The organism is Acinetobacter sp. NCu2D-2, assembly GCF_001647675.1.
Classification (GTDB): domain Bacteria; phylum Pseudomonadota; class Gammaproteobacteria; order Pseudomonadales; family Moraxellaceae; genus Acinetobacter.
On the sequence record NZ_CP015594.1, the window covers coordinates 775,647 to 795,963 of the forward strand.

The following is a 20,317-nucleotide window of genomic DNA, read 5'->3' on the forward strand; positions in this document are numbered from 1 at the left end:
AGTCATAAGTCGCTTCAAAGCCTATAGGAACTATGTTCAAATAACGCTAGATACATGAAAAGTGAAAGATAGGGAAAGCGCATATGTCTCAAGCAACAATGCAACAAGTAATTATTACCGAACCAGGTGGTATTGAAAAATTAGCCTATGAAACGGTTGCACTACCTGAAGCGAAAGCGGATGAAGTGTTAGTCAAAGTCCATGCATTTGGTATTAATCGTCCTGACATCTTACAACGTCAAGGTTTATATCCAATGCCTAAAGGTGTAACACCAGTACCAGGTTTAGAAGTTGCGGGTGAAGTTGTTGCTGTGGGGGCAGACGTTACTCAATTTAAAGTAGGCGATAAAGTCTGTGGTTTAACCAATGGTGGTGGCTACGCAGAATATTGCGTGGTTCCACAAACACAAACTTTAAAAATTCCCGAAGGTGTAAGCTTCGTACAAGCGGCCGCAATTCCTGAAACATTCTTTACCGTTTGGGCGAATGTATTCCAAATGGGTAAAGCCAAAGCAGGCGAAACTGTACTGATTCATGGCGGTACAAGTGGTATTGGGACCACGGCATTGATGTTATGCAAATCACTTGGCATTAAAACCTTTGCGACGGTAGGCTCTGACGAAAAAATCCAAGCGATTTCACATTTAACGACTGGCATTAACTACAAAACTCAAGATTTTGAGCAAGTGATTAATGAAGCAACTGACAACGCAGGTGTCGATGTTGTACTTGATATGGTCGGCGCGCCGTATTTAGAGAAAAACTTAAATCTTCTGCGTCGTGATGGTCGTTTGGTTTATATTGCTTTCTTAGGTGGACGTAAGGCAAAAGAAGTGAGCCTTGGCCATATTATGATGAAACGTCTGACCATTACAGGCTCAACCATGCGCGCGCGCAGCACAGCTGAAAAGGCGGAGATTGCACAAGGTCTCCAAACTCATGTTGCTCCACTATGGGCAAAAGGCGAATGTCTACCGATGATCTATAAAACTTTTGCCTTTGATCAGATTCAAGATGCTCACGCATGTATGGATACAGGTGAACATATTGGTAAAGTGGTCGTAGAAGTCATTTCTTAAGTCTTATGAGTCAAGAAGCCCCATTTATTGGGGCTTTTTTAATGGCTCAAGCGAGCGCTATGTTGGAAATGATTTAGATATTACGACATGGTTTATATTTTTAATAATGTGACAAGATCTGTCGCTAATAGACATTTTAAAAATTTAAAGTAATAAGTGTGCGATAGATTGTTAGAAGAAGTAGAGCAGATTTGGTTTTATTTATGATAATAAAAATTATTAATTTCAAACATTTATGGGTGAGTTGGTTTTGTTGAAATAAAAACCTGAAAAAAGTAGGGGATTTGGTCAGTATTTTGCAATGCATCTGATGAGCACATTTAAATTTGTCTCTTTTTTCATATTTGGAGGTTGAGACGATGCGTATTTCAAAAGGTCCTTATCATCATTTATATCAACAACATGCTCTAGTGTCAGTAATTCATGCACGTTTGATGAATCAAATTACGCCTGATCAAGTTGCATTGTTTTATTTGGCTGCATTGAATATGGAAACGTATATCCGAAAACTAACTAAGCCTAAACGTAGACGCATAAGAGGAATGAAGAAATTTTTAAAATTATTAGCCGTATAGATGACTTTAAAATAAGACAACTCAAATTACAGGCATAAAAAAACCAGCTTTCGCTGGGTTCTTTATATACACCATTATTCTGTAGTAGAAGAATGGTGCCCGAGGCCAGACTCGAACTGGCACGCTTTGTGGGCGGGGGATTTTAAATCCCCTGTGTCTACCGATTTCACCACTCGGGCTTAACAAGATTGGAGGCGGAGGTCGGAATCGAACCGGCGTACACGGAGTTGCAGTCCGCTGCATGACCACTCTGCCACCCCGCCATGTCTTGTTGATGCGTATATTAGCAAGCTCTCAAAAAAAAACAATAGCAGTTTGAATCGTATGCGCAGAAAAGCAGCATATAACGGAAAATATTCAAAATATTCATGTAGAATGTGCAAAAATTGATTCATATCAACACGAGGGAGAAGTGCCGTGGCATTAGTTTTAGATGGTCGTGCATTGGCGAAGAAAATTGAAGCTGACTTGTTAACACGCGTAGAAGCGTTAAAAGCAAAGTCTGGTCGTACTCCAATTCTTGCGACTATTTTAGTAGGTGACGACGGTGCATCTGCAACTTATGTTCGTATGAAAGGAAACGCTTGCCGTCGTGTCGGTATGGACTCGCTCAAAGTTGAGCTTCCGAAAGAAACCACAACAGAACAATTGCTTGCTGAAATTGAAAAATTAAATGCAAATCCTGATGTTCACGGTATTTTGTTACAACATCCAGTACCTGCTCAAATTGATGAGCGTGCATGTTTCGATGCAATCTCACTTGAAAAAGACGTGGATGGTGTAACTTGCCTTGGCTATGGTCGTATGGCAATGGGTGAAGCTGCATATGGTTCTGCAACACCTGCGGGCATCATGACGATTCTGAAAGAAAACAACATTGAAATTGCGGGTAAACATGCGGTGGTTGTCGGTCGTTCTGCAATTTTGGGTAAACCGATGGCGGCGATGTTGCTTGAAGCCAATGCAACCGTGACCATTTGCCATTCACGTACACAAAATCTTCCTGAATTTGTAAAACAAGCGGACATTATTGTTGGTGCAGTGGGTAAAGCGGAATTAATCCAAAAAGATTGGATTAAACCGGGCGCAGTGGTTGTTGATGCGGGCTTCCATCCACGTGATGGCGGCGGTGTAGGTGACATTCAATTGGTCGGTATTGAAGATATCGCATCTGCGTATACACCAGTACCAGGTGGTGTAGGTCCAATGACGATTACAACTTTAATTCGTCAAACTGTAGAAGCTGCTGAGAAAGCGCTCGGTTAATTTAATCCTCCCTAACCCTCCTTTTTCAAAGGAGGGAACAAACTTCTAATTTTAAATTGAAGTTCCCCTCTTTTTTAAAGAGGGGTTAGGGGAGATTATAAGACCTCTCCCTGACCCTCTCCTAAAAGGAGAGGGAAAATCCATTTGAAAATTGTGGATGTTCCTTCTCTTGCTCCGTATACGGCTCAGGGAGAAGGTTGGGATGAGGGTAGTTATTCAAGTATTCCTTCAAAATATATTAATAAAAGAAATTAAATGAGCTGTACCTTCCAATTCCCTAAAGCACCTGAACATCTTCTACAAGCCTTGCATGATGTGATTCCAAACTGTGAATTACATGCACAGCAACTTCCTGAAACGCCAATTTCACTTTGGCTGATTCCGCCTGTCTTTCCGACCGATAAGCTCGATGATGAGGTGATTCGCCGCATTTGGAATGATACGCCGTATTGGATCTTTTGTTGGGCGTCAGGACTTGCGATGGCGCAGTGGTTACTTGCAGAGCCTCATCATGTGAAAGACAAAGTTGTGTTGGATTTTGGCGCGGGTTCAGGAGTAGTGGCGATTGCTGCAAAAATGGCAGGTGCAAAGCGTGTGATTTGCTGTGATATTGATCAGTTGAGTCTAGATGCCTGCCGTGCCAATGCAGAATTAAATGATGTTGAGCTTGAATATCTCGATGACTTATACAAGGCCGAACAAGTTGATATTCTGCTTGCTGCAGATGTGCTGTATGACCAATGTAATCGTTTTTTCTTGGATGAGTTTTTGAAGTTTGCCTCTGAAGTGTGGGTCGCAGACAGTCGCGTAAAAAACTTTAGTCATCCGAAATATATTAAGCTAGATGAACGCAGTGCGACAACCTGGCCAGATCTAGATGAATCACCTGAGTTTCGTAATGTAAGTTTCTATAAAACTAAATGATAAAAAGGCAGATCTTCTGCCTTTTTTTACGGTTTTAACCTTATTTTATGAGCAGATATAGCGCACGACGCGTAAAGTACTTGGGCTAACATTTAAGGCATCACGCGCACCTAAATTGTCGCTATTATATAAATCAGGCGTATTACTTAAACCAAATTTGGTATTGGTGTTACCAATCTGACGACCATATTGATCAGATGAAATGGTGTTGGGATGTGCAATTTCCTGACTGCTTAGAATCTGAATAGAATATTTTTTATTGTGTCCTAAAGTCTGCTGACAAGCAGCTTGAAACTTGTGCTCATCTTTGACTGAATTTTGTTTGCCTGCAGTTGTATAGCGAATTGTAGCTGTATTTTCAGTTTGGCTTTCGACTTGGAAACCCGTCGTTCCATTAAATGGTTTAGAAGTGCTTTGGCAAGCTGCCAATACAAAAGCAGTGACGCCCATTCCTATTATCTGTAATGATTTTTTCATCATTGAATCCCTTAAATCTCAATTAAATTATGCTATATCTCAGTCACAGATCATACTCATTTCAACAAAAGCACAATAAAAAAGCCTCTCATATTGGAGAGGCTTTTTTTGTATAGATGAGGATTAATCGTCCTGAATCATACTGTGTTTCTTGGTATCTTTCATGAAGATGTATGTAACGAGTGAAATACCAATCATGAATGTAATGTAGTAGAAGAAGTAGTTTTCATGTCCAGCATTTTTAAAGCTTAGAGCCACAAGTTCTGCTGTACCACCAAAGAGTGTATTGGCAATTGCATAAGGAAGGGCAACACCAAGTGCACGGATATGTGCAGGGAACAATTCAGCTTTTACGACAGCGTTAATTGCAGTATAACCAGTCACAATTACCATACCACTCATACAAAGCATGAACGCAGTTGTTGGGTTTGAAGTAGAACCTAAACCATTGAAGATTGGAATAGTAAAGAGAACACCTAATACACCAAAGGCAATCATAATTGGTTTACGACCGATCTTATCTGAAAGCGCACCAATTAATGGTTGTAACAACATGAAGATGAAAATCGCTAAAGTTGTGATTTCAGTTGCTGTTGTTTTTTCAAAGCCTGAAGTATTTACAAGGTACTTTTGAAGGTAAGTTGTAAATGTGTTGAACGCCAATGTACCACCAGCAGTCAACATGATTACAGTGAATGCTTGTTTAGGGTACTTAGTGAATAATGCAAGCGCACTTGATTTTGGACCACCAGACTTTGCTTGTTCTTGTGCTTGTTTAGATGATTGAGTTTCAATCAGGCCACGACGAATCCAGAACACCACAATGGCAAGTAATGCACCGATGAAGAACGGAATACGCCAGCCCCATTCGGTAAGTTGTGTATCGGTTAAAGTGCGTTGTAAAACGATCAATACACAAAGTGCCAGTAACTGACCTGAAATCAGGGTTACATATTGGAAACTCGAGAAGAAACCACGATGGTTTTTACCTGCCATTTCAGTCAAGTAGGTAGCACTTGAACCGTATTCACCACCTACACTAAGACCTTGAAGTAAACGTGCAAATAAAAGCAGTGCAGGAGCAAGCATGCCGACAGAATCATACGTTGGTGCACACGCAATAATGAGTGAACCAATACACATTAATGAGACTGATACAGTCAGACCCGCCTTACGACCTTTACGGTCAGCATAAATCCCCATAATCCATGCGCCAATCGGACGCATTAAGAAACCAAGTGCAAATACGGCAGCTGCCTGAAGTAGCTTAACGGTATCATCACCCTCAGGGAAGAATTGAGAAGCAAAGTACAGCGTAAAGGCAGCGTAGACATACCAATCGTACCATTCAACGAGGTTACCTGCTGAACCGCCTAAAATCGATTTAACACGTGTTTTTCGATCAAGTTGCGGCTGTGCAACTTGTGGAGAAGGCTGAGTCACGAGTGTGCTCCATACAAAGAGTCATGAAACGGCTTTTGAATCGCAAACGCTATTTAAAAAACGTCTCTCGAGGAAAGAGGAGAAAAGAATATAGCTTTTATACACCTATGCTTTTATAGCGTTTATAGGACTTTAGTAGTAGGAAAAATGTATTAATGTTTTTATGTTTTAAAAACAATTATTTGTGGTTATTTTAGAGTATATACTTGATTTTTATGGAAGTTTGTTTGTTTGTAAAATGATCTATATATTTTAATAGAAGATAAAAAAAATCTAAGTGAAAATGTAAACAATATGCATAAAAAAAGACCGCATTTGCGGTCTTTTTTTAAATCAGCAATTAAGCAGATTTAACAGCTTCTAAAAGCTCAGCTTGACGTTTTTTCAACGCTTCTGGTAAACGATCACCAAGTTTGTTGAATAATTCAGTATGGCTTTCAAGTTCTTTGATCCATTGATCTTTATCTTGAGAAGTCACAAGGTCAAATTGTTCTTTAGTAAAGTCAGAACCAGTCCAGTTCAATTGTTCGTAAGTTGGAACGCGACCAATTGGAGTGTCAATAGCAGTTGCACGACCTTCACAACGGTCAATGATCCACTCAAGAACACGCATGTTTTGACCGAAACCAGGCCATACGAAGTTGCCTTCAGCATCACGACGGAACCAGTTCACGTTGTAGATACCAGGAAGTTTGTTGCCTGCAGCTTCAGCTTTAGCACCAACTTTTTCGCCCATTTCTAACCAATGAGTGAAGTAGTCAGCCATGTTGTAGCCAGCGAAAGGAAGCATTGCAAATGGGTCGCGACGAACGATACCTTGTTGACCAACAGCAGCAGCAGTTGTTTCAGAACCCATAGTTGCAGCTTTATAAACGCCATCAACCCAGTCAAATGCTTCTGAAATTAAAGGCACTGTGTCTGCACGGCGACCACCGAAGATGAACGCAGAGATTGGAACACCTGCTGGATTTTCCCAGTCAGCATCGATGGAAGGGCATTGACCAGCAGATACTGTGAAGCGAGCGTTTGGATGCGCTGCTTTTTCTTCACCAGTGTGTGGTTGACCTTTCCAGTTTGTAAGGTTTGCAGGCGCTTCTTTAGTCAGACCTTCCCACCAAACTTCGCCATTGTCAGTCACAGCAACGTTTGTATAGATCACGTCTTTGTGAAGAGTTGCCATACAGTTCGGGTTAGTTTTGGTGTTTGTACCAGGAGCTACACCGAAGAAACCAGCTTCAGGGTTGATTGCATATAGACGACCATCTTCACCTGGTTTAATCCAAGCAATATCGTCACCTACAGTTTCAATTTTCCAACCTTCGTAGCCTGCTGGTGGAATCAACATGGCAAAGTTAGTTTTACCACAAGCTGAAGGGAATGCAGCAGCGATGTAGTGTTTTTCGCCTTTTGGATTAGTCACACCAAGGATTAGCATGTGTTCAGCTAACCAACCTTGTTGACGACCCATGTAAGATGCAATACGTAACGCTAGGCATTTTTTACCTAACAATGCGTTACCGCCGTAACCAGAACCGAATGACCAGATTTCGCGAGTTTCTGGGTAATGAACGATATATTTTTCAGGGTTGCAAGGCCAAGCAACGTCTTTTTGACCTTCTTCCAAAGGTGCACCAACAGTGTGTACACATGGAATGAATTCGCCATCAGTACCTAGAACGTCATAAACGGCTTTACCCATGCGAGCCATTTTAGACATGCTTACTGCAACATATGGAGAGTCAGTAAGTTCGATACCAATGTGAGCAATATGAGAACCTAAAGGACCCATAGAGAAAGGAACTACATATAAAGTACGACCTTTCATTGAACCGTCAAACAAACCGTTTAGGCGAGCGCGCATTTCAGCAGGCGCTTCCCAGTTGTTTGTAGCACCAGCATCTTCTTTGTTTTCAGAACAAATAAAAGTACGACCTTCAACACGAGCAACGTCAGAAGGATCAGAATTTGCAAGATATGAACCAGGATGTTTTTCTTGGTTAAGTTCTTGCATTGTGCCGTTAGCGATCATCAAGTCGATATAACGTTGATACTCTTCTGCGCTACCGTCACACCATTCAATTTTTGCTGGTTTTGTTAATTTAGCAATCTCTTCCACCCAAGCAATAAGCTTAGGGTGACGAACGAATTCTGGTGCGTTCACTTGGGTCATGGTGAGGCCTATCTCAAATGTGTACAAATTGAATGTACAAAGTACAATCCGAACAATAAAAATACTGCTCAGATGAAATATGAAAAAAAGTGGCTGTATTAAAGCATAAAATCGTAAAAAAAATAAGACTAAAGCACTATGAGCTTATCATTGGTATTTTATGCAAATTAGGCCAAAAAGCCCTGTTTTACATAGTGTTACATGTCAAAATGTGCATTTTTTAATACATTTATAATATTTATGAAAATTATTTTATTTAAAAATATTTTTATAAAATAATAATTTAAGTTGATTGTAATATAAAAATTTTTGATTGATTAAACAAATGATCTTGATTTGATTTTTACATAATCACCCTGTTATTTGTCCATATATTGGACAAAATGCAAATATTAAGCAGAAATTGTTCAAAAAATGAGTAAAAAAATAAGACCATTGTCGATTGTCTACAATGAAAAATCGGGCTTTCGGCACAACAAAGATCAAATCTCAGATCAAATGATTTTTGATCGATTTACAAATTATGGCTTCGATGTAAAGCCTTATGAGATTCATGCATACGCTAATATGCAGGCGCTTATGCAAGAGGTCATTTTGCGACACCAAAGTTATGAGGATTGCGGAATTGTTGTAGCTGCTGGTGGTGATGGCACTTTAAACAGCGTGGCACAATATTTAAGACATACCCATATTGTTTTAGGAATTCTGCCACTTGGGACTTTTAATTATGTGGCACGGTTTTTAAATATTCCTTTAGGACTGTCAGATGCGATTGAAGTCATTGCAACAGGGCAGAATAAAAGTGTGCATGTGGCATGTATTAATGAATACATCTATTTAAATAATGCCAGTTTTGGTCTTTATCCTTTATTTATCAAAAAAAGGGAAAAATATAACCATCTTTTGGGACGCCTGCCATTTAATGCGTATAGCTCTGCGCTTGATGTACTAATCCGAGATCGAAAAGAACTCAAACTTGAAATTTATATCGATGGACAAAAGTTCCCCGTCAAAACCCCCTTGGTATTTTTTGGAAATAATCAGCTGCAATTGTCTGACTTTGGTTTAAAAATTGCCAAGGCTGCAGAAGAGGGATTGGTGGCAGGTGTAATTGCAGTCAAAAGTGACAAACTCAGTTTGTTTAAAATGGTTTATCAATTCATTCAAGGTAAACTTGATCAAGCCAAAGATGTTTACAGTTTTTCGGCTAACAAAGTGCTGATTAAAGCCAAGAGATCAACGTTTACCGTTGCACTTGATGGTGAATTAGCCACCATACAAACCCCAATTCAAATCTCAATTGATCATGATAGTTTGCTTGTGAGGGTGCTAGCATGATTTTGCATCTTTCGGATTTGCATTTTGGAACTGAGAAGCAGGAATGTGTTCAAGCAATCCAAGCATTTTGTCGTGAGCATCGACCGGAAGCTGTGGTCGTCAGTGGTGATATTACGCAACGGGCAAGATGGTACCAATTTCATGCCTGTAAACAATTTCTAGATAGTCTTCAATTGCCATATCTCATTATTCCAGGCAATCATGACATCCCTTTATATAATGTATGGAAGCGGATTTTTCATCCTTTTAGTTATTATCAAGCACATTTTGGTCAGACAGAGAATTTATTAGAAACAGAGCATTTTTATGTCATTGGTATTAATACCATACGTCGACGGCATCATACCCGTGGTGCTTTATCTTTAGAGCAAATTCAAAAGATTGATCAAAAACTCCAAGCGGTATCATCTCAAAAGTTAAAAATTATTGTCGCTCACCAACCTTTTTATGTAACTCATTATGATAGGCGCGGTATTAAAGATTGCCCTCGGCTCGCAAAGATCGCGCTTGAAGCATGGGCAAAGCATGGTTTGTATGCCCTACTCCATGGTCATTTGCACCATGCAGCAGTCTATGATTTAAACAAAGCATTTGGTTTGGAGTTGGCACAGCCCATATATGACGTACATGCAGGCACAGCAACTTCATATCGTTTACATCAAGGTCAGCCGAATAGTTTTAATGTGATCCATTCTAATGGCACGATAGAAGAATATGTTTTTAATTCAGTGAAAGGTTGTTTTGAGTTTAAGCAGGATTTGATGAATAAATCATCGAAATAAAGTCTTTTATACAAAAAGATTAAAAAAAATCAAAAAAAATTCAATTTTGCCCTTGAAGCGTTTTATTCCATCTCCATAAAAGTGACATCAAACAAGTTTGATGATGATCAATGGAATAAATAAGTCATCGTCATATATCTAAAAAAGACTTTGTCTATGGAGTTAAATATGAGCAACATTCGTCCGTTACATGACCGCGTTGTTATTCGTCGTGTTGAAGAAGAAACTAAAACAGCTGGCGGTATTTTACTTCCTGGTTCAGCTGCTGAAAAACCTGCACAAGGTGAAATTATTGCAGTAGGTAATGGTCAAATCACTGACAATGGCGTACGTGCGTTAGACGTAAAAGTTGGCGATAAAGTATTGTTCGGTACTTATGCTGGTACAACTGTAAAAGTTGACGGTGAAGAGCTTCTTATTATGAAAGAATCTGACATCTTGGCAGTTTTAGAAGCGTAAGCTTTGCTAATTTAGTCTAATTTTTCAATCAAAGTTTTAAAGATATTAAAAATATTTGGAGTTAAACATGTCAGCTAAAGACGTAAAGTTTGGTGATTCAGCTCGCAGCAAAATGATTGCTGGTGTGAACATTCTTGCAGATGCAGTAAAAGTGACTCTAGGTCCTAAAGGCCGTAACGTAGTGATCGACCGTTCTTTCGGTGCACCACACATCACTAAAGATGGTGTTTCTGTAGCAAAAGAAATCACTTTAAAAGACAAGTTCGAAAACATGGGTGCTCAACTTGTTCGTGAAGTATCATCTAAAACAAATGACATCGCTGGTGACGGTACAACAACTGCTACTGTACTTGCTCAAGCGATCTTAAATGAAGGTATTAAGTCAGTCACTGCGGGTATGAACCCAATGGACTTGAAACGCGGTATCGACATCGCAGTGAAATCTTTAGTTGCTGAAATCAAAGCAACTGCAAAACCTGCTTCTGACTCTAAAGCAATTGAACAAGTTGGTTCGATCTCTGCAAACTCTGACACAACTGTTGGTAAGCTTATTGCTCAAGCAATGGAAAAAGTGGGCAAAGAAGGCGTAATCACTGTTGAAGAAGGTTCAGGCTTCGAAGACTCACTTGACGTTGTAGAAGGTATGCAGTTTGACCGTGGTTATATCTCTCCATACTTCGCAAACAAACAAGATACATTGACTGCAGAACTTGAAAACCCATTCATCCTGCTTGTAGATAAGAAAGTCAGCAACATTCGTGAGTTGATTACTGTTCTTGAAGCAGTTGCGAAAACTGGTAAACCACTTCTTATTATTGCTGAAGATGTTGAAGGCGAAGCGCTTGCGACACTTGTTGTAAACAACATGCGTGGCATCATCAAAGTATGTGCTGTTAAAGCGCCTGGCTTCGGTGACCGTCGTAAAGCAATGCTACAAGATATCGCAATCTTAACTGGTGGTACTGTAATTTCTGAAGAAATTGGTATGCAATTAGATCAAACTACAATTGATCATTTGGGTACTGCTCACAAAGTAACAGTTTCTAAAGAAAATACAGTGATCGTAGATGGTGCTGGTGATGCTGCTCAAATTTCTGAGCGTGTTCAACAAATCCGTGCACAAATCGAAGAATCTACTTCTGAATACGACAAAGAAAAACTTCAAGAACGCGTTGCTAAATTGGCAGGCGGTGTAGCAGTGATTAAAATCGGTGCTGCAACTGAAGTTGAAATGAAAGAGAAGAAAGACCGTGTAGATGACGCACTTCACGCAACTCGCGCTGCGGTTGAAGAAGGTGTTGTTGCAGGTGGTGGTGTTGCGCTAGTACGTGCAGCGAAAGCACTTGACGGTGTGAAAGGTTCTAACGATGACCAAAACGTAGGTATCAACATCCTTCGTCGTGCAATTGAAGCGCCTCTTCGTCAAATCGTATCTAACTCTGGTGATGAACCATCTGTTGTGATTAATGCTGTTAAAAATGGCGAAGGTAACTTTGGTTACAACGCTGCGACTGGTGAATATGGCGATATGCTTGAAATGGGTATCCTTGACCCAGCTAAAGTAACTCGTTCAGCACTTGAGCATGCTGCTTCTGTAGCGGGCTTAATGCTAACTACTGAATGTATGATCACAGAGATCCCTGAAGATAAACCTGCAATGCCTGATATGGGCGGCATGGGTGGTATGGGCGGCATGATGTAATTCATGTTGATCATTTGATCTTGAAAAATCCCTACCTCAGGTAGGGATTTTTTTTATTTCTTGATAAAAAAGTACGATTTCAATAAAAAATAGAGTAAAATTTGAGACATAAGTTTGATCTAGATTAAAAAATGCAAACAGGGTGTCATTTTTTATTAAAAAATTGATTAGGGTCTGTTGACATTTGTTGCTTAAAAAAATAGCGAGGTAGTAAAATTAAATCGCCAAACCCAATTTTACTCTCGCTATGCCTCGTACAATGCTGAATGATCAACACTGGTCTAAGTTACTTTCTATTTTCCGAAATTTTGATATCTATTTCAAATCTAATTTGAGAAATTTTGTCGAAGCCATACTTTATAGAATAAGAACAGGCTGTCCTTGGCGTGATTTGCCTAAAGAATTTGGTTCGTATAACTCAATATTTAAAAAATATAATCGTTGGTGTAAAAATGATAAGCTAATGAAAGTATTTAAATTAATTTCTTCAAATGCTGATATGGAATGGGTTTTTATTGACGGTAGTCATGTTCGGGCACACCAACATTCTGCTGGAATAAAAGATCAGGATATTTCTAAAAGCATTGGTGGAAATAGTTCTAAAATACACTTAGCTGTTGATGCAGATGGCAATCCAATTGAAATTATTATCTCCGATGGAACGACGCATGACGTCAAGATTGCTCCAAAAATGATTGAAAAACTGGATTTGAGTGAAACGGAAGTATGTTGTGCAGACAAGGGATATGACTCTGAATCATTAAGGGAACAAATATCTGCGAAAAAAACTAAAGCTAATATTCCAAGAAAATCAAATACACAGTCAAATAATGACCATATGGATTGGTATTTATATAAAATCAGGCACTTAGTTGAGAATGCATTTTGTAGGTTAAAGCAGTTCAGAGGAATAGCAACACGATATGATAAGCTAAAGTGTAGCTATGAGGGTGCAGTTGCATTAGCTTGTGTATTTATTTGGCTACCTTTATCGGGTAAATTCTATACTTGAAATGTCAACAGACCCTAATGTTTATTTTTGTAACATTTGATCTTGGAATATATAGATTTTTGGTTTATGATTTAATCAAAATATAATTGATGTGCGGCTATATGAACAGTACAGTTATAAATAATGAGGGGAAAAGTTCAGAGGATCATTCTGAATTGGTATTGATTAGTAAATGTGAATTAAAGTCTTTATACCGAAAATTAAAGGAATATGAAGATCGTTTACGGAGGTATGAGCATGAGCATAAAAAAATTTTAGCTTATTTCACGCATAAAAATTACAATTGATTTCACGCATAAAAATTACAATTGATTTCACGCATAAAAATTACAATTGATTTAACTCATCAATCAACTTTTTAATGATATCTTTATGATGATTTTTTAAAGCGCGAAACTTCAGATAATAGTCTAGATCTCCAGCATCGTGTTCTGAAATCTGGGCACTAGGATTAATATCTTGGTCTCCAAATCTTAGCCATTGATTAGATACATTTAACCAAATCGCTAAAATAGAGAGTTTATCTTGGCTAGGGATGGCCTTACCTAATAACCAGTTATTTGCAGTTTGAACACTAATAGATTTCCCATTATAACGCAGATTGAATTCCCGCGCTAACCATGTTGGACTAATTTTGGCCCAATCATAATTTGAAAGGGTCTGTTTCAATCGTTGGCTAAATGCCAATTTTTCATTCATTTCTTGCATAAAAAAAGCTTAGCCTATCCCAACCATCCTAAAAATAAAAAAATTATTTTAGAAATAAATAATTATAAAGCTTATTGGGGGTATGTGGTTAATATTTCGATAAGTTTTATATGATTTTTGTAGTAAAGAAAGAAAAAGGATAAAGAAAAAATTATTTTTTATAAAATTATGATTGATAAATTCTTAAAGCAAAATTAGAATCAAGCTGAAACATAACCTGAACAAATTGGGTCATTAAAGAGGGTTGTAAATACAACTTCTCTGGAAAAACGTAATAAAAGGAACCGTATAATGAGTTTACATTTGAAAAAAACATCTATCGCATTAGCAGTTGCTGCTGTTACAGGGACGACATTTGCTGCGCCAACAGCAACATACCAACCAGCAGTAGATGCCGAGTTGGGTACTAACTACCAACAAACAACTGGTACGACTGAAACTACCACACCATCTACTGGTACTACTGTTACTGTTTCTAAGGAAGATATTGCTACGGGTGACCTTGTAAGTGCAACAACCCCTGCAATTAATGGCCCTGAAGTTCAGATTGGTGGGATTAACTATCGTAATTATAGCTATCAGGAAATCCGTAAAGGGCTTTTAGAAGCACGTAACGATAAAGAATCAAATACGACTGCCGCTGACGGTACAAATACAGTTTCTGAAAGCTGGGATACAACAACAGCAACAGGTCAGGCGAAGCGTACGGCAAATACACGTATTCAACTGGATAAAACGATTAATCCTGCAACTGAAATTGCTGGAACAAAAGAACGTTTAGATGATAGTTCATTTGACTTTACAAATGATGATGTCAATACAGTTATAGATGCTCGTACAACAAGTGATAAGGGTTCTTCTGAAGAGATCGTTTATGCAGCAGCTGATGAGCGTATTAACTCTAGCAAGTTCCAAAATACAACTTCTGATTTAACAACAAAAGCAAAATTAGGAACTGATGGAAAACCTATTGCTGGTCAAACTATTCGTGTAGGTACTGTTGAAAATAAATTTACTGAAAATAATGTTTATTATAAGAGTACAACAGATGCAAATGGTGTAACGACGAGCAAAAATGCAAGTGGTCTTTTATCTAGTGAGGAGTGGAGTTCAGCAGTTCACGATGTTTCTGAAAATTATCAAGTTAACCCAACAAACAATGTTGTTGCGTTTAATTTAAGTGCGGATAAAAAAACGCTTCTTGAGTCAACTGTAAATACAAATAAATCAGCATTTAGCTCTAAAGATGTAGATTATGATGATGTAAATGCAGCTGGATTAGCTTCCACAGAAGAAACAAAATGGTCATATGATAACTCTCAAGAAAGCTTGTTAGATGGTTTCGTGAGTGTTGATAAAGGTTCAAATGAAACCAGTGAAACACAATATAACCAAGCTGCTTTAGGTACTAAAAATGCTTTAGATTATATTGAGACGTCTAAATCAAGCACTGAGACTAAAACACGTGATTTTGTAAAAAATGCTGATGGTGAAATTGTATTAACAGCAGGCAAACCAACTGTTAATACTGAAACTGAAACTAAAACTACCAATGAGACGTATGATTCAGTTTATCAACCAACACGTTACACAGCGGATGATGCTGATAAAGGCATTACAAAAGGTGATGCTTATAAAGATCATATCGAGAATAGTGCAGAAAACTGGTGGTATCAAGATACAAATGTTCAAAAATCTACAAATAAAGGTACATCAAGTACTGTTGTAACTCATAAACAAGATGCAGATTTTAAAGAGCATTGGAATACCTCATGGGACAATAGCGCAGTTTATGCACGTAACCATCAAGAAAATATTGAAGTAGATCGCGATATTTCTAACTCTTGGGCGGAAGATAATAAATATTTAGCCAAAATCGAAGGCGTTTCTGTTGTAAAACAAGCGGAAGAGGCTAACTTCCAAATTGGTACAGTCGCTGTTGATGTAAATGGCAATAAATTTGATTCTAGTGATGTACACACTTGGAAAGATGAAACAGGTAAAGAGCGCTACTATGTTTTACTTGATAATGATGCAAATGGTAATCAAGTTCGTAGTGAAGTAACTTTCAAAGATGGTAAACCACTTGAAACTAAAGCGGCTGAAATTCAAACTGTTAAAACAGAAGTATATTCTGAAAAACGTACCGACAAAGTAACAATGGGTGCAGAAGTTGCTTATCAAACCAATGAAAAAGAAACTTGGGATGAAAAGACTACATCGAAAGATGGTGCTACAGTTTATGCAGCTGATAAAGGTAGTGACGAAACCAATGTTAAAGTCTTCTCGGTAGGTAAAAATGCCCTTCACCGTGAATCTGTAACAACGGAATCTAGTGAATCTGTAGAGACTCAATTTGATCAGTTAAATGGTGATATTCTATTTGCTGATGGTAAGCCAGTTGTGCTTTCTGTTGAATCTACTAAAACAGCAAGCAATGAAATTGATCGTTTATTCCAAGAGGGTCAAGATAAAACTCGTGAAAATATTTCGACATCTTCTTTTGAAGGAAATGTTAAGAATGCAGCTGGCGTAGTTCAAACAACATACAAAGGTCATGATAACTGGACAGATGTTGACTATGCAGCAGGTAAAGAGTTAGCGAATACTTTTGTTCAAGATCAAGCTTTTGAAGTAACTGCAAAAGCGGTAACTAATAATGTTGGCTTTAATTACGATGGTACTGCAAAAGCAAACATCGACAGTAATACATTACGTGATAGTGGTACTGTTGATGCAGGTTTAGCCGTTAAAAATGCTCAAGCAGGTGAGATTGTTGTTGACACTAAGTTAGATACTTCTAACAAAGAAGACACCAAAACTTATCAAGATGGTGGTGTTAAAGCATTAGAAAGCACTCAAGTACAAACGAATGTTCAAACTGTCACTTATGCAGATGCTACAACAGGTACGGTTAAGGATAATCAAGCGTCTACTGTAACTTTATTTAATAAAGGCAAAGCAGATAAATATCGTGAAGCAGTTAATACAACTGACTCAGAAACAACAGCTAAAACTTATAAGACTGATGCTGACGGTGATATCGTCTTAGTTGATGGTAAGCCAGTTGAATCAGGTACAAATAGTTACAAACAAACAGTCACAACCTCTGAAAATCTTTACCAAATTGGTCAAGAGCGTAAAGCTGATACAGTTGTAGTAACAGATACATCAGAAAAAACTGCAAATGTAGATGGTTCTGGCCGTGATTTTACTGCTAAAGCAACTACAGAAAACGTTGAATACCGTTCTGGTCAAAAAGACGGTAAAGAGACTGAGCTTAACACAACTAATGCAAGTGAGTTAAAAGTTACAAAAGCTGATAATACTGGTTACACTTATAAAGAGGACCGTAAAACTAGCAATGTAACGAATGAAACTGAAATGCATTTACTTGCAAATCGTGAGGTGAAATCTGTAGGAAAAACTGAATGGACTGAATCACTTGCAGCTTCTGGAAAAAATGCAGTAAGCATTACTCGTGGTACAGAGTTCGTAAATCGTACAGATGAAAGCTCTACTGACACTATTTATGGTTCTGAAACGGTAACTGCGGCAACGGGTACAACTACTGTTGCGAAGAAAGAAGTTGATGTAATTGACAAGTTTGGAACTTTCGAGTCTTCTACGCTTAGCCGTACAGAAACTAAAGTTGCTGCTGACAAGTCTGCTACAAGTAATACAGCAACTCGTGTTGATTCAGTGAATGGTGTTGTATTAAATGCAACTCAAACGAACACAGACGTAGCAGGTAAAACGGTTACTTCTACTCGTACAACATCGTTAAATGCAACAACTGGTTTAACAACTGACCAAATTACTTTAAATGGTAAAGATCTACAAACAGAACTTAACCGTATGGGTAATAACATTGATAAAGTACAGAAAACTGCTTACCGTGGTATTGCAATTGCGTTAGCTGCACAACAAGCTGTACCTAACATTGCTCCAGGTCAAGTTGCTGTATTTGGTGGTGTAGGTCATTATGAAGGTGAAACTGCTGGTTCTATCGGTGTAGTTACATCATTCACTGATCGTATCTCTGCAAGCGGTGCTTTTGGTTTCGCGAGTGGTAATGAGTTTGGTGGTCGTGTAGGTGTTGCTTACGTGTTTGGCGGAAAATAATTAACCCGTTGGTACATTTGGATTAAACAAAAAATCCCCGCTTTTGCGGGGATTTTTTATTCAGGCTGTTTCATTAATTTATAATTTAAATTTGAGTCAATTTTATTGCCACTTTCTAGTTCACGTGCTTCTAAGAAATTTTCACCCACTAAGAATTTACGATTTTCCGCTTTATCATCTAGGCTAATGATAGAGGGATTTTGTGCATCAAAACTAAAGCTGCCTTTTACTTCAAATTCATTTTTAGCTTTCGTTCCTAAATACTCTTGATTTAATTCATAGGTTTTATCGGCATTAAGCTGTAATTCAATTTGAATGCCTTCGCAATCTGCACAAGGGAACACACCCTCATATTCACCGACCCAATTTAAATCGGTTTCGGCACTATTTATGCGTGTAGGCAATGATTTGCTTTGCTCAGAGGTTGATGTTGATTGCTCTAATTCGCTTTCTTTCAGTGGTGCTGAACCATTATTTTGTGAACACGCAATCAATAATAAGCTCACGAGACCAAGGGTTGAAAACTTGAAGATCTGATTCATACGATTCGTTCCTTTCTATCATATGTCTCACTTAAACAGGATCAGTTCTCGTAAAAAAGAAGCTTCTTGTAAGATTGTTTAACATTGAGTTAATGGGTTTGCTGTTTTTTTAGAAAGATATATCTCTGAAGAAAGTAGAAAGTGGAATGCAGCGTCGAAGATGTGAAATGTTGTCATTAAGCACATAAAAATAATCAGTAGGGGGATTTATCTTCCAATTGGGAATTATGGTGAGCTGGCTTATGATTTAAATATTGCTGAAAATTGAGCAGGTTGGGTCATATTGAGTCTATTCATCTTCTCAATATTTTAAGCTCATCAGTCCAATCTACCCACTCATGTAAAAACCGCAAAGCGATGATCTAAACATTAATCATCTAGATCGGAGGTCAGTCCACCTAAGCTTTGACATGCGGCTTTATACAATTCATATTGCTGCTCAACCACTTCAGTGAGTGAAATTTCAAGCTCAGAATCACCATCCTTATAATGCTGCACATAGTTTTCAGCTTTGGCTTTGCTGCTAAATAAAGACTGTTGATAATATTGTGTCACACCACCATGTGACATTTGGGAGCTGTCGATATTTGTGCAGTGAAACTTAGAGAGAAGGTGTTCTGCATGATGCAGATCATTGGAAAAACAACCTGTCAGAATAAGTGTACTGCACAGCGCTGTTAAGGCTTTCATAGCAATTGAAATATGTGAAAAAAGTCGTGCGTATTTTAAGTGAAAAAGAGAAAAGCAAAAGTGAATATTTTAACGATTGGTTAATAATTAGTTCATATTAAAATTAAATTACATTCAACTAAATCTTTATCGACGTAGAGTGTTTATTTATAGCGAAGTGGTGCTGATAAGTAGAAAACAACCTGAACAAAAAAGCAGTCCTAAAACCAAACGGTTAAAGGTAATTTCTGAAATTTTATAAAATAACTTCGCGCCTAATATTGCGGGAATACTGACAAATACCATCAATATTGGCAGATAATAAATATGACTCATATTAATGGTTTGATTGAGTAGGTAGGTAATGAGCGTAAAAATTTGGATGGCAAAATTAAAGTGGCGCAAAATATAGCGTTGCTGTTGTTTGGGTAGCTGTTTCAACATGACCCATGCTGATGGAATCGCGCCACAAAAGCCACCTAAGCCGCCTAATATGCCGCCAATCCAACCAATAAACGTATCAGCTAAACGATTTGAACGCTGTATTACGGCAAATTGAGGTTTAAATAGCATGATCGGGCACCAGCAGAGTAAGAAGATGCCTAATATCATTTTGAATAGTTCACTTGGGACAATATGCAGTAAATAGGTCCCAAGTGGAACACCAATTAAACCCGCGACAATATAGGGAAGGACTAAATGCTTTTTTGAAAGGCCTGATTTAGGCTCTTGCCTCAATGAGATAAGGTGACTCCACACTGATGCAAAAACCGTAAGGGGAGCAGCAAGCTGCGGCGGTAACACCCAAACCCAGAATGACATAGCCACTAAAGCAAAGGCGAAACCGGTCAGTCCTTGAACAAAGCCTGCACAAATACTGCCTAAGATAAACACCAGCCAAGTCATGAGCAAACCATTGTTTAAAAACCGACATTATTCACCGTTTCACTTGAATCAACTAGAAGTCACTTAGCCTTATTTATGTAATACATAGAATTTTGTCAGATATAAAAAACTAAGCCATGTAATGAACGGATATAAAACTG

17 protein-coding genes and 2 tRNA genes are annotated in these 20,317 nt (G+C 38.3%); 10 read left to right on the plus strand and 9 right to left on the minus strand.

Going from position 1 to position 20,317, the window contains the following annotated elements:
• Positions 1-83: 83 nt before the first annotated feature.
• Both A3K93_RS03570 and A3K93_RS03575 read left to right on the plus strand, forming a co-directional pair.
• Entirely contained in the window at positions 84-1,079 is a 996-nt protein-coding gene (locus A3K93_RS03570) for an NAD(P)H-quinone oxidoreductase (protein WP_067729007.1), read from the plus strand.
• A gap of 359 nt (positions 1,080-1,438) precedes the next feature.
• A complete protein-coding gene (locus A3K93_RS03575) occupies positions 1,439-1,654 on the plus strand; it encodes a hypothetical protein (protein WP_067729008.1) in 216 nt (71 codons plus the stop codon).
• 93 nt (positions 1,655-1,747) lie between these two features.
• Here the strand turns inward: A3K93_RS03575 and A3K93_RS03580 are convergent.
• Together A3K93_RS03580 and A3K93_RS03585 are read right to left on the minus strand one after the other, a co-directional pair.
• A tRNA-Leu gene (locus tag A3K93_RS03580) sits at positions 1,748-1,833 on the minus strand.
• A gap of 10 nt (positions 1,834-1,843) precedes the next feature.
• A tRNA-Cys gene (locus A3K93_RS03585) sits at positions 1,844-1,917 on the minus strand.
• A 154-nt stretch (positions 1,918-2,071) separates the two neighbouring features.
• Here A3K93_RS03585 and folD point away from each other — a divergent pair.
• Together folD and A3K93_RS03595 are read left to right on the plus strand one after the other, a co-directional pair.
• Positions 2,072-2,920 (plus strand): bifunctional methylenetetrahydrofolate dehydrogenase/methenyltetrahydrofolate cyclohydrolase FolD, encoded by an 849-nt coding sequence (gene folD / locus A3K93_RS03590; RefSeq protein ID WP_067729009.1) that lies wholly within the window; start codon positions 2,072-2,074, stop codon positions 2,918-2,920.
• 255 nt (positions 2,921-3,175) lie between these two features.
• The gene (locus tag A3K93_RS03595; protein WP_067729011.1) at positions 3,176-3,844 is read left to right on the plus strand and encodes a class I SAM-dependent methyltransferase; all 669 of its coding nucleotides are present in this window, start codon (positions 3,176-3,178) and stop codon (positions 3,842-3,844) included.
• Positions 3,845-3,889: 45 nt separating this feature from the next.
• Here A3K93_RS03595 and A3K93_RS03600 read toward each other — a convergent pair whose 3' ends face one another.
• The 3 genes from A3K93_RS03600 to A3K93_RS03610 all read right to left on the minus strand — a co-directional run bounded on the left by A3K93_RS03600 (position 3,890) and on the right by A3K93_RS03610 (position 7,934).
• Positions 3,890-4,294, minus strand: coding sequence for a hypothetical protein (locus tag A3K93_RS03600; protein ID WP_227509877.1), 405 nt, complete (start codon positions 4,292-4,294; stop codon positions 3,890-3,892).
• 150 nt (positions 4,295-4,444) lie between these two features.
• Positions 4,445-5,764, minus strand: a complete 1,320-nt coding sequence (locus A3K93_RS03605; protein WP_067729015.1) for an MFS transporter — start codon at positions 5,762-5,764, stop codon at positions 4,445-4,447.
• Between the two features lie 340 nt (positions 5,765-6,104).
• Positions 6,105-7,934, minus strand: a complete 1,830-nt coding sequence (locus tag A3K93_RS03610) for a phosphoenolpyruvate carboxykinase (GTP) (RefSeq protein ID WP_067729017.1) — start codon at positions 7,932-7,934, stop codon at positions 6,105-6,107.
• A gap of 414 nt (positions 7,935-8,348) precedes the next feature.
• Between A3K93_RS03610 and A3K93_RS03615 the strand changes: the two genes are divergently transcribed.
• From A3K93_RS03615 to A3K93_RS03635, 5 genes are all read left to right on the plus strand, one after another.
• Positions 8,349-9,272: a diacylglycerol/lipid kinase family protein gene (locus tag A3K93_RS03615; RefSeq protein ID WP_067729019.1), complete on the plus strand. Its 924-nt coding sequence runs from the start codon at positions 8,349-8,351 to the stop codon at positions 9,270-9,272.
• Positions 9,269-10,054 (plus strand): metallophosphoesterase family protein, encoded by a 786-nt coding sequence (locus tag A3K93_RS03620; RefSeq protein WP_067729021.1) that lies wholly within the window; start codon positions 9,269-9,271, stop codon positions 10,052-10,054. Before A3K93_RS03615 ends, A3K93_RS03620 begins: the two co-directional genes overlap by 4 nt.
• Positions 10,055-10,222: 168 nt before the next feature.
• Positions 10,223-10,513 carry a co-chaperone GroES gene (locus tag A3K93_RS03625; RefSeq protein ID WP_067729023.1) on the plus strand — a complete coding sequence of 97 codons (291 nt, stop codon included), beginning with the start codon at positions 10,223-10,225 and terminating at the stop codon, positions 10,511-10,513.
• A gap of 67 nt (positions 10,514-10,580) precedes the next feature.
• On the plus strand, positions 10,581-12,215 hold the full coding sequence (groL, locus tag A3K93_RS03630) for a chaperonin GroEL (RefSeq protein WP_067729025.1): 1,635 nt from the start codon (positions 10,581-10,583) through the stop codon (positions 12,213-12,215).
• Between the two features lie 247 nt (positions 12,216-12,462).
• A complete protein-coding gene (locus A3K93_RS03635; RefSeq protein ID WP_067727941.1) occupies positions 12,463-13,227 on the plus strand; it encodes an IS5 family transposase in 765 nt (254 codons plus the stop codon).
• 327 nt (positions 13,228-13,554) lie between these two features.
• Here A3K93_RS03635 and A3K93_RS15015 read toward each other — a convergent pair whose 3' ends face one another.
• Complete coding sequence (locus A3K93_RS15015; RefSeq protein WP_067729026.1) at positions 13,555-13,935, minus strand: transcriptional regulator; 381 nt, start codon at positions 13,933-13,935, stop codon at positions 13,555-13,557.
• A 291-nt stretch (positions 13,936-14,226) separates the two neighbouring features.
• Between A3K93_RS15015 and A3K93_RS03645 the strand changes: the two genes are divergently transcribed.
• On the plus strand, positions 14,227-18,060 hold the full coding sequence (locus A3K93_RS03645) for a YadA C-terminal domain-containing protein (protein WP_067729027.1): 3,834 nt from the start codon (positions 14,227-14,229) through the stop codon (positions 18,058-18,060).
• 56 nt (positions 18,061-18,116) lie between these two features.
• Here A3K93_RS03645 and A3K93_RS03650 read toward each other — a convergent pair whose 3' ends face one another.
• The 3 genes from A3K93_RS03650 to A3K93_RS03660 all read right to left on the minus strand — a co-directional run bounded on the left by A3K93_RS03650 (position 18,117) and on the right by A3K93_RS03660 (position 20,177).
• Positions 18,117-18,602, minus strand: a complete 486-nt coding sequence (locus tag A3K93_RS03650; RefSeq protein WP_067729028.1) for a copper resistance protein NlpE — start codon at positions 18,600-18,602, stop codon at positions 18,117-18,119.
• Positions 18,603-18,971: 369 nt separating this feature from the next.
• Entirely contained in the window at positions 18,972-19,292 is a 321-nt protein-coding gene (locus tag A3K93_RS03655; protein WP_067729031.1) for a hypothetical protein, read from the minus strand.
• A gap of 147 nt (positions 19,293-19,439) precedes the next feature.
• Positions 19,440-20,177: a sulfite exporter TauE/SafE family protein gene (locus A3K93_RS03660; RefSeq protein WP_067729033.1), complete on the minus strand. Its 738-nt coding sequence runs from the start codon at positions 20,175-20,177 to the stop codon at positions 19,440-19,442.
• Between the last annotated feature and the right edge of the window lie 140 nt (positions 20,178-20,317).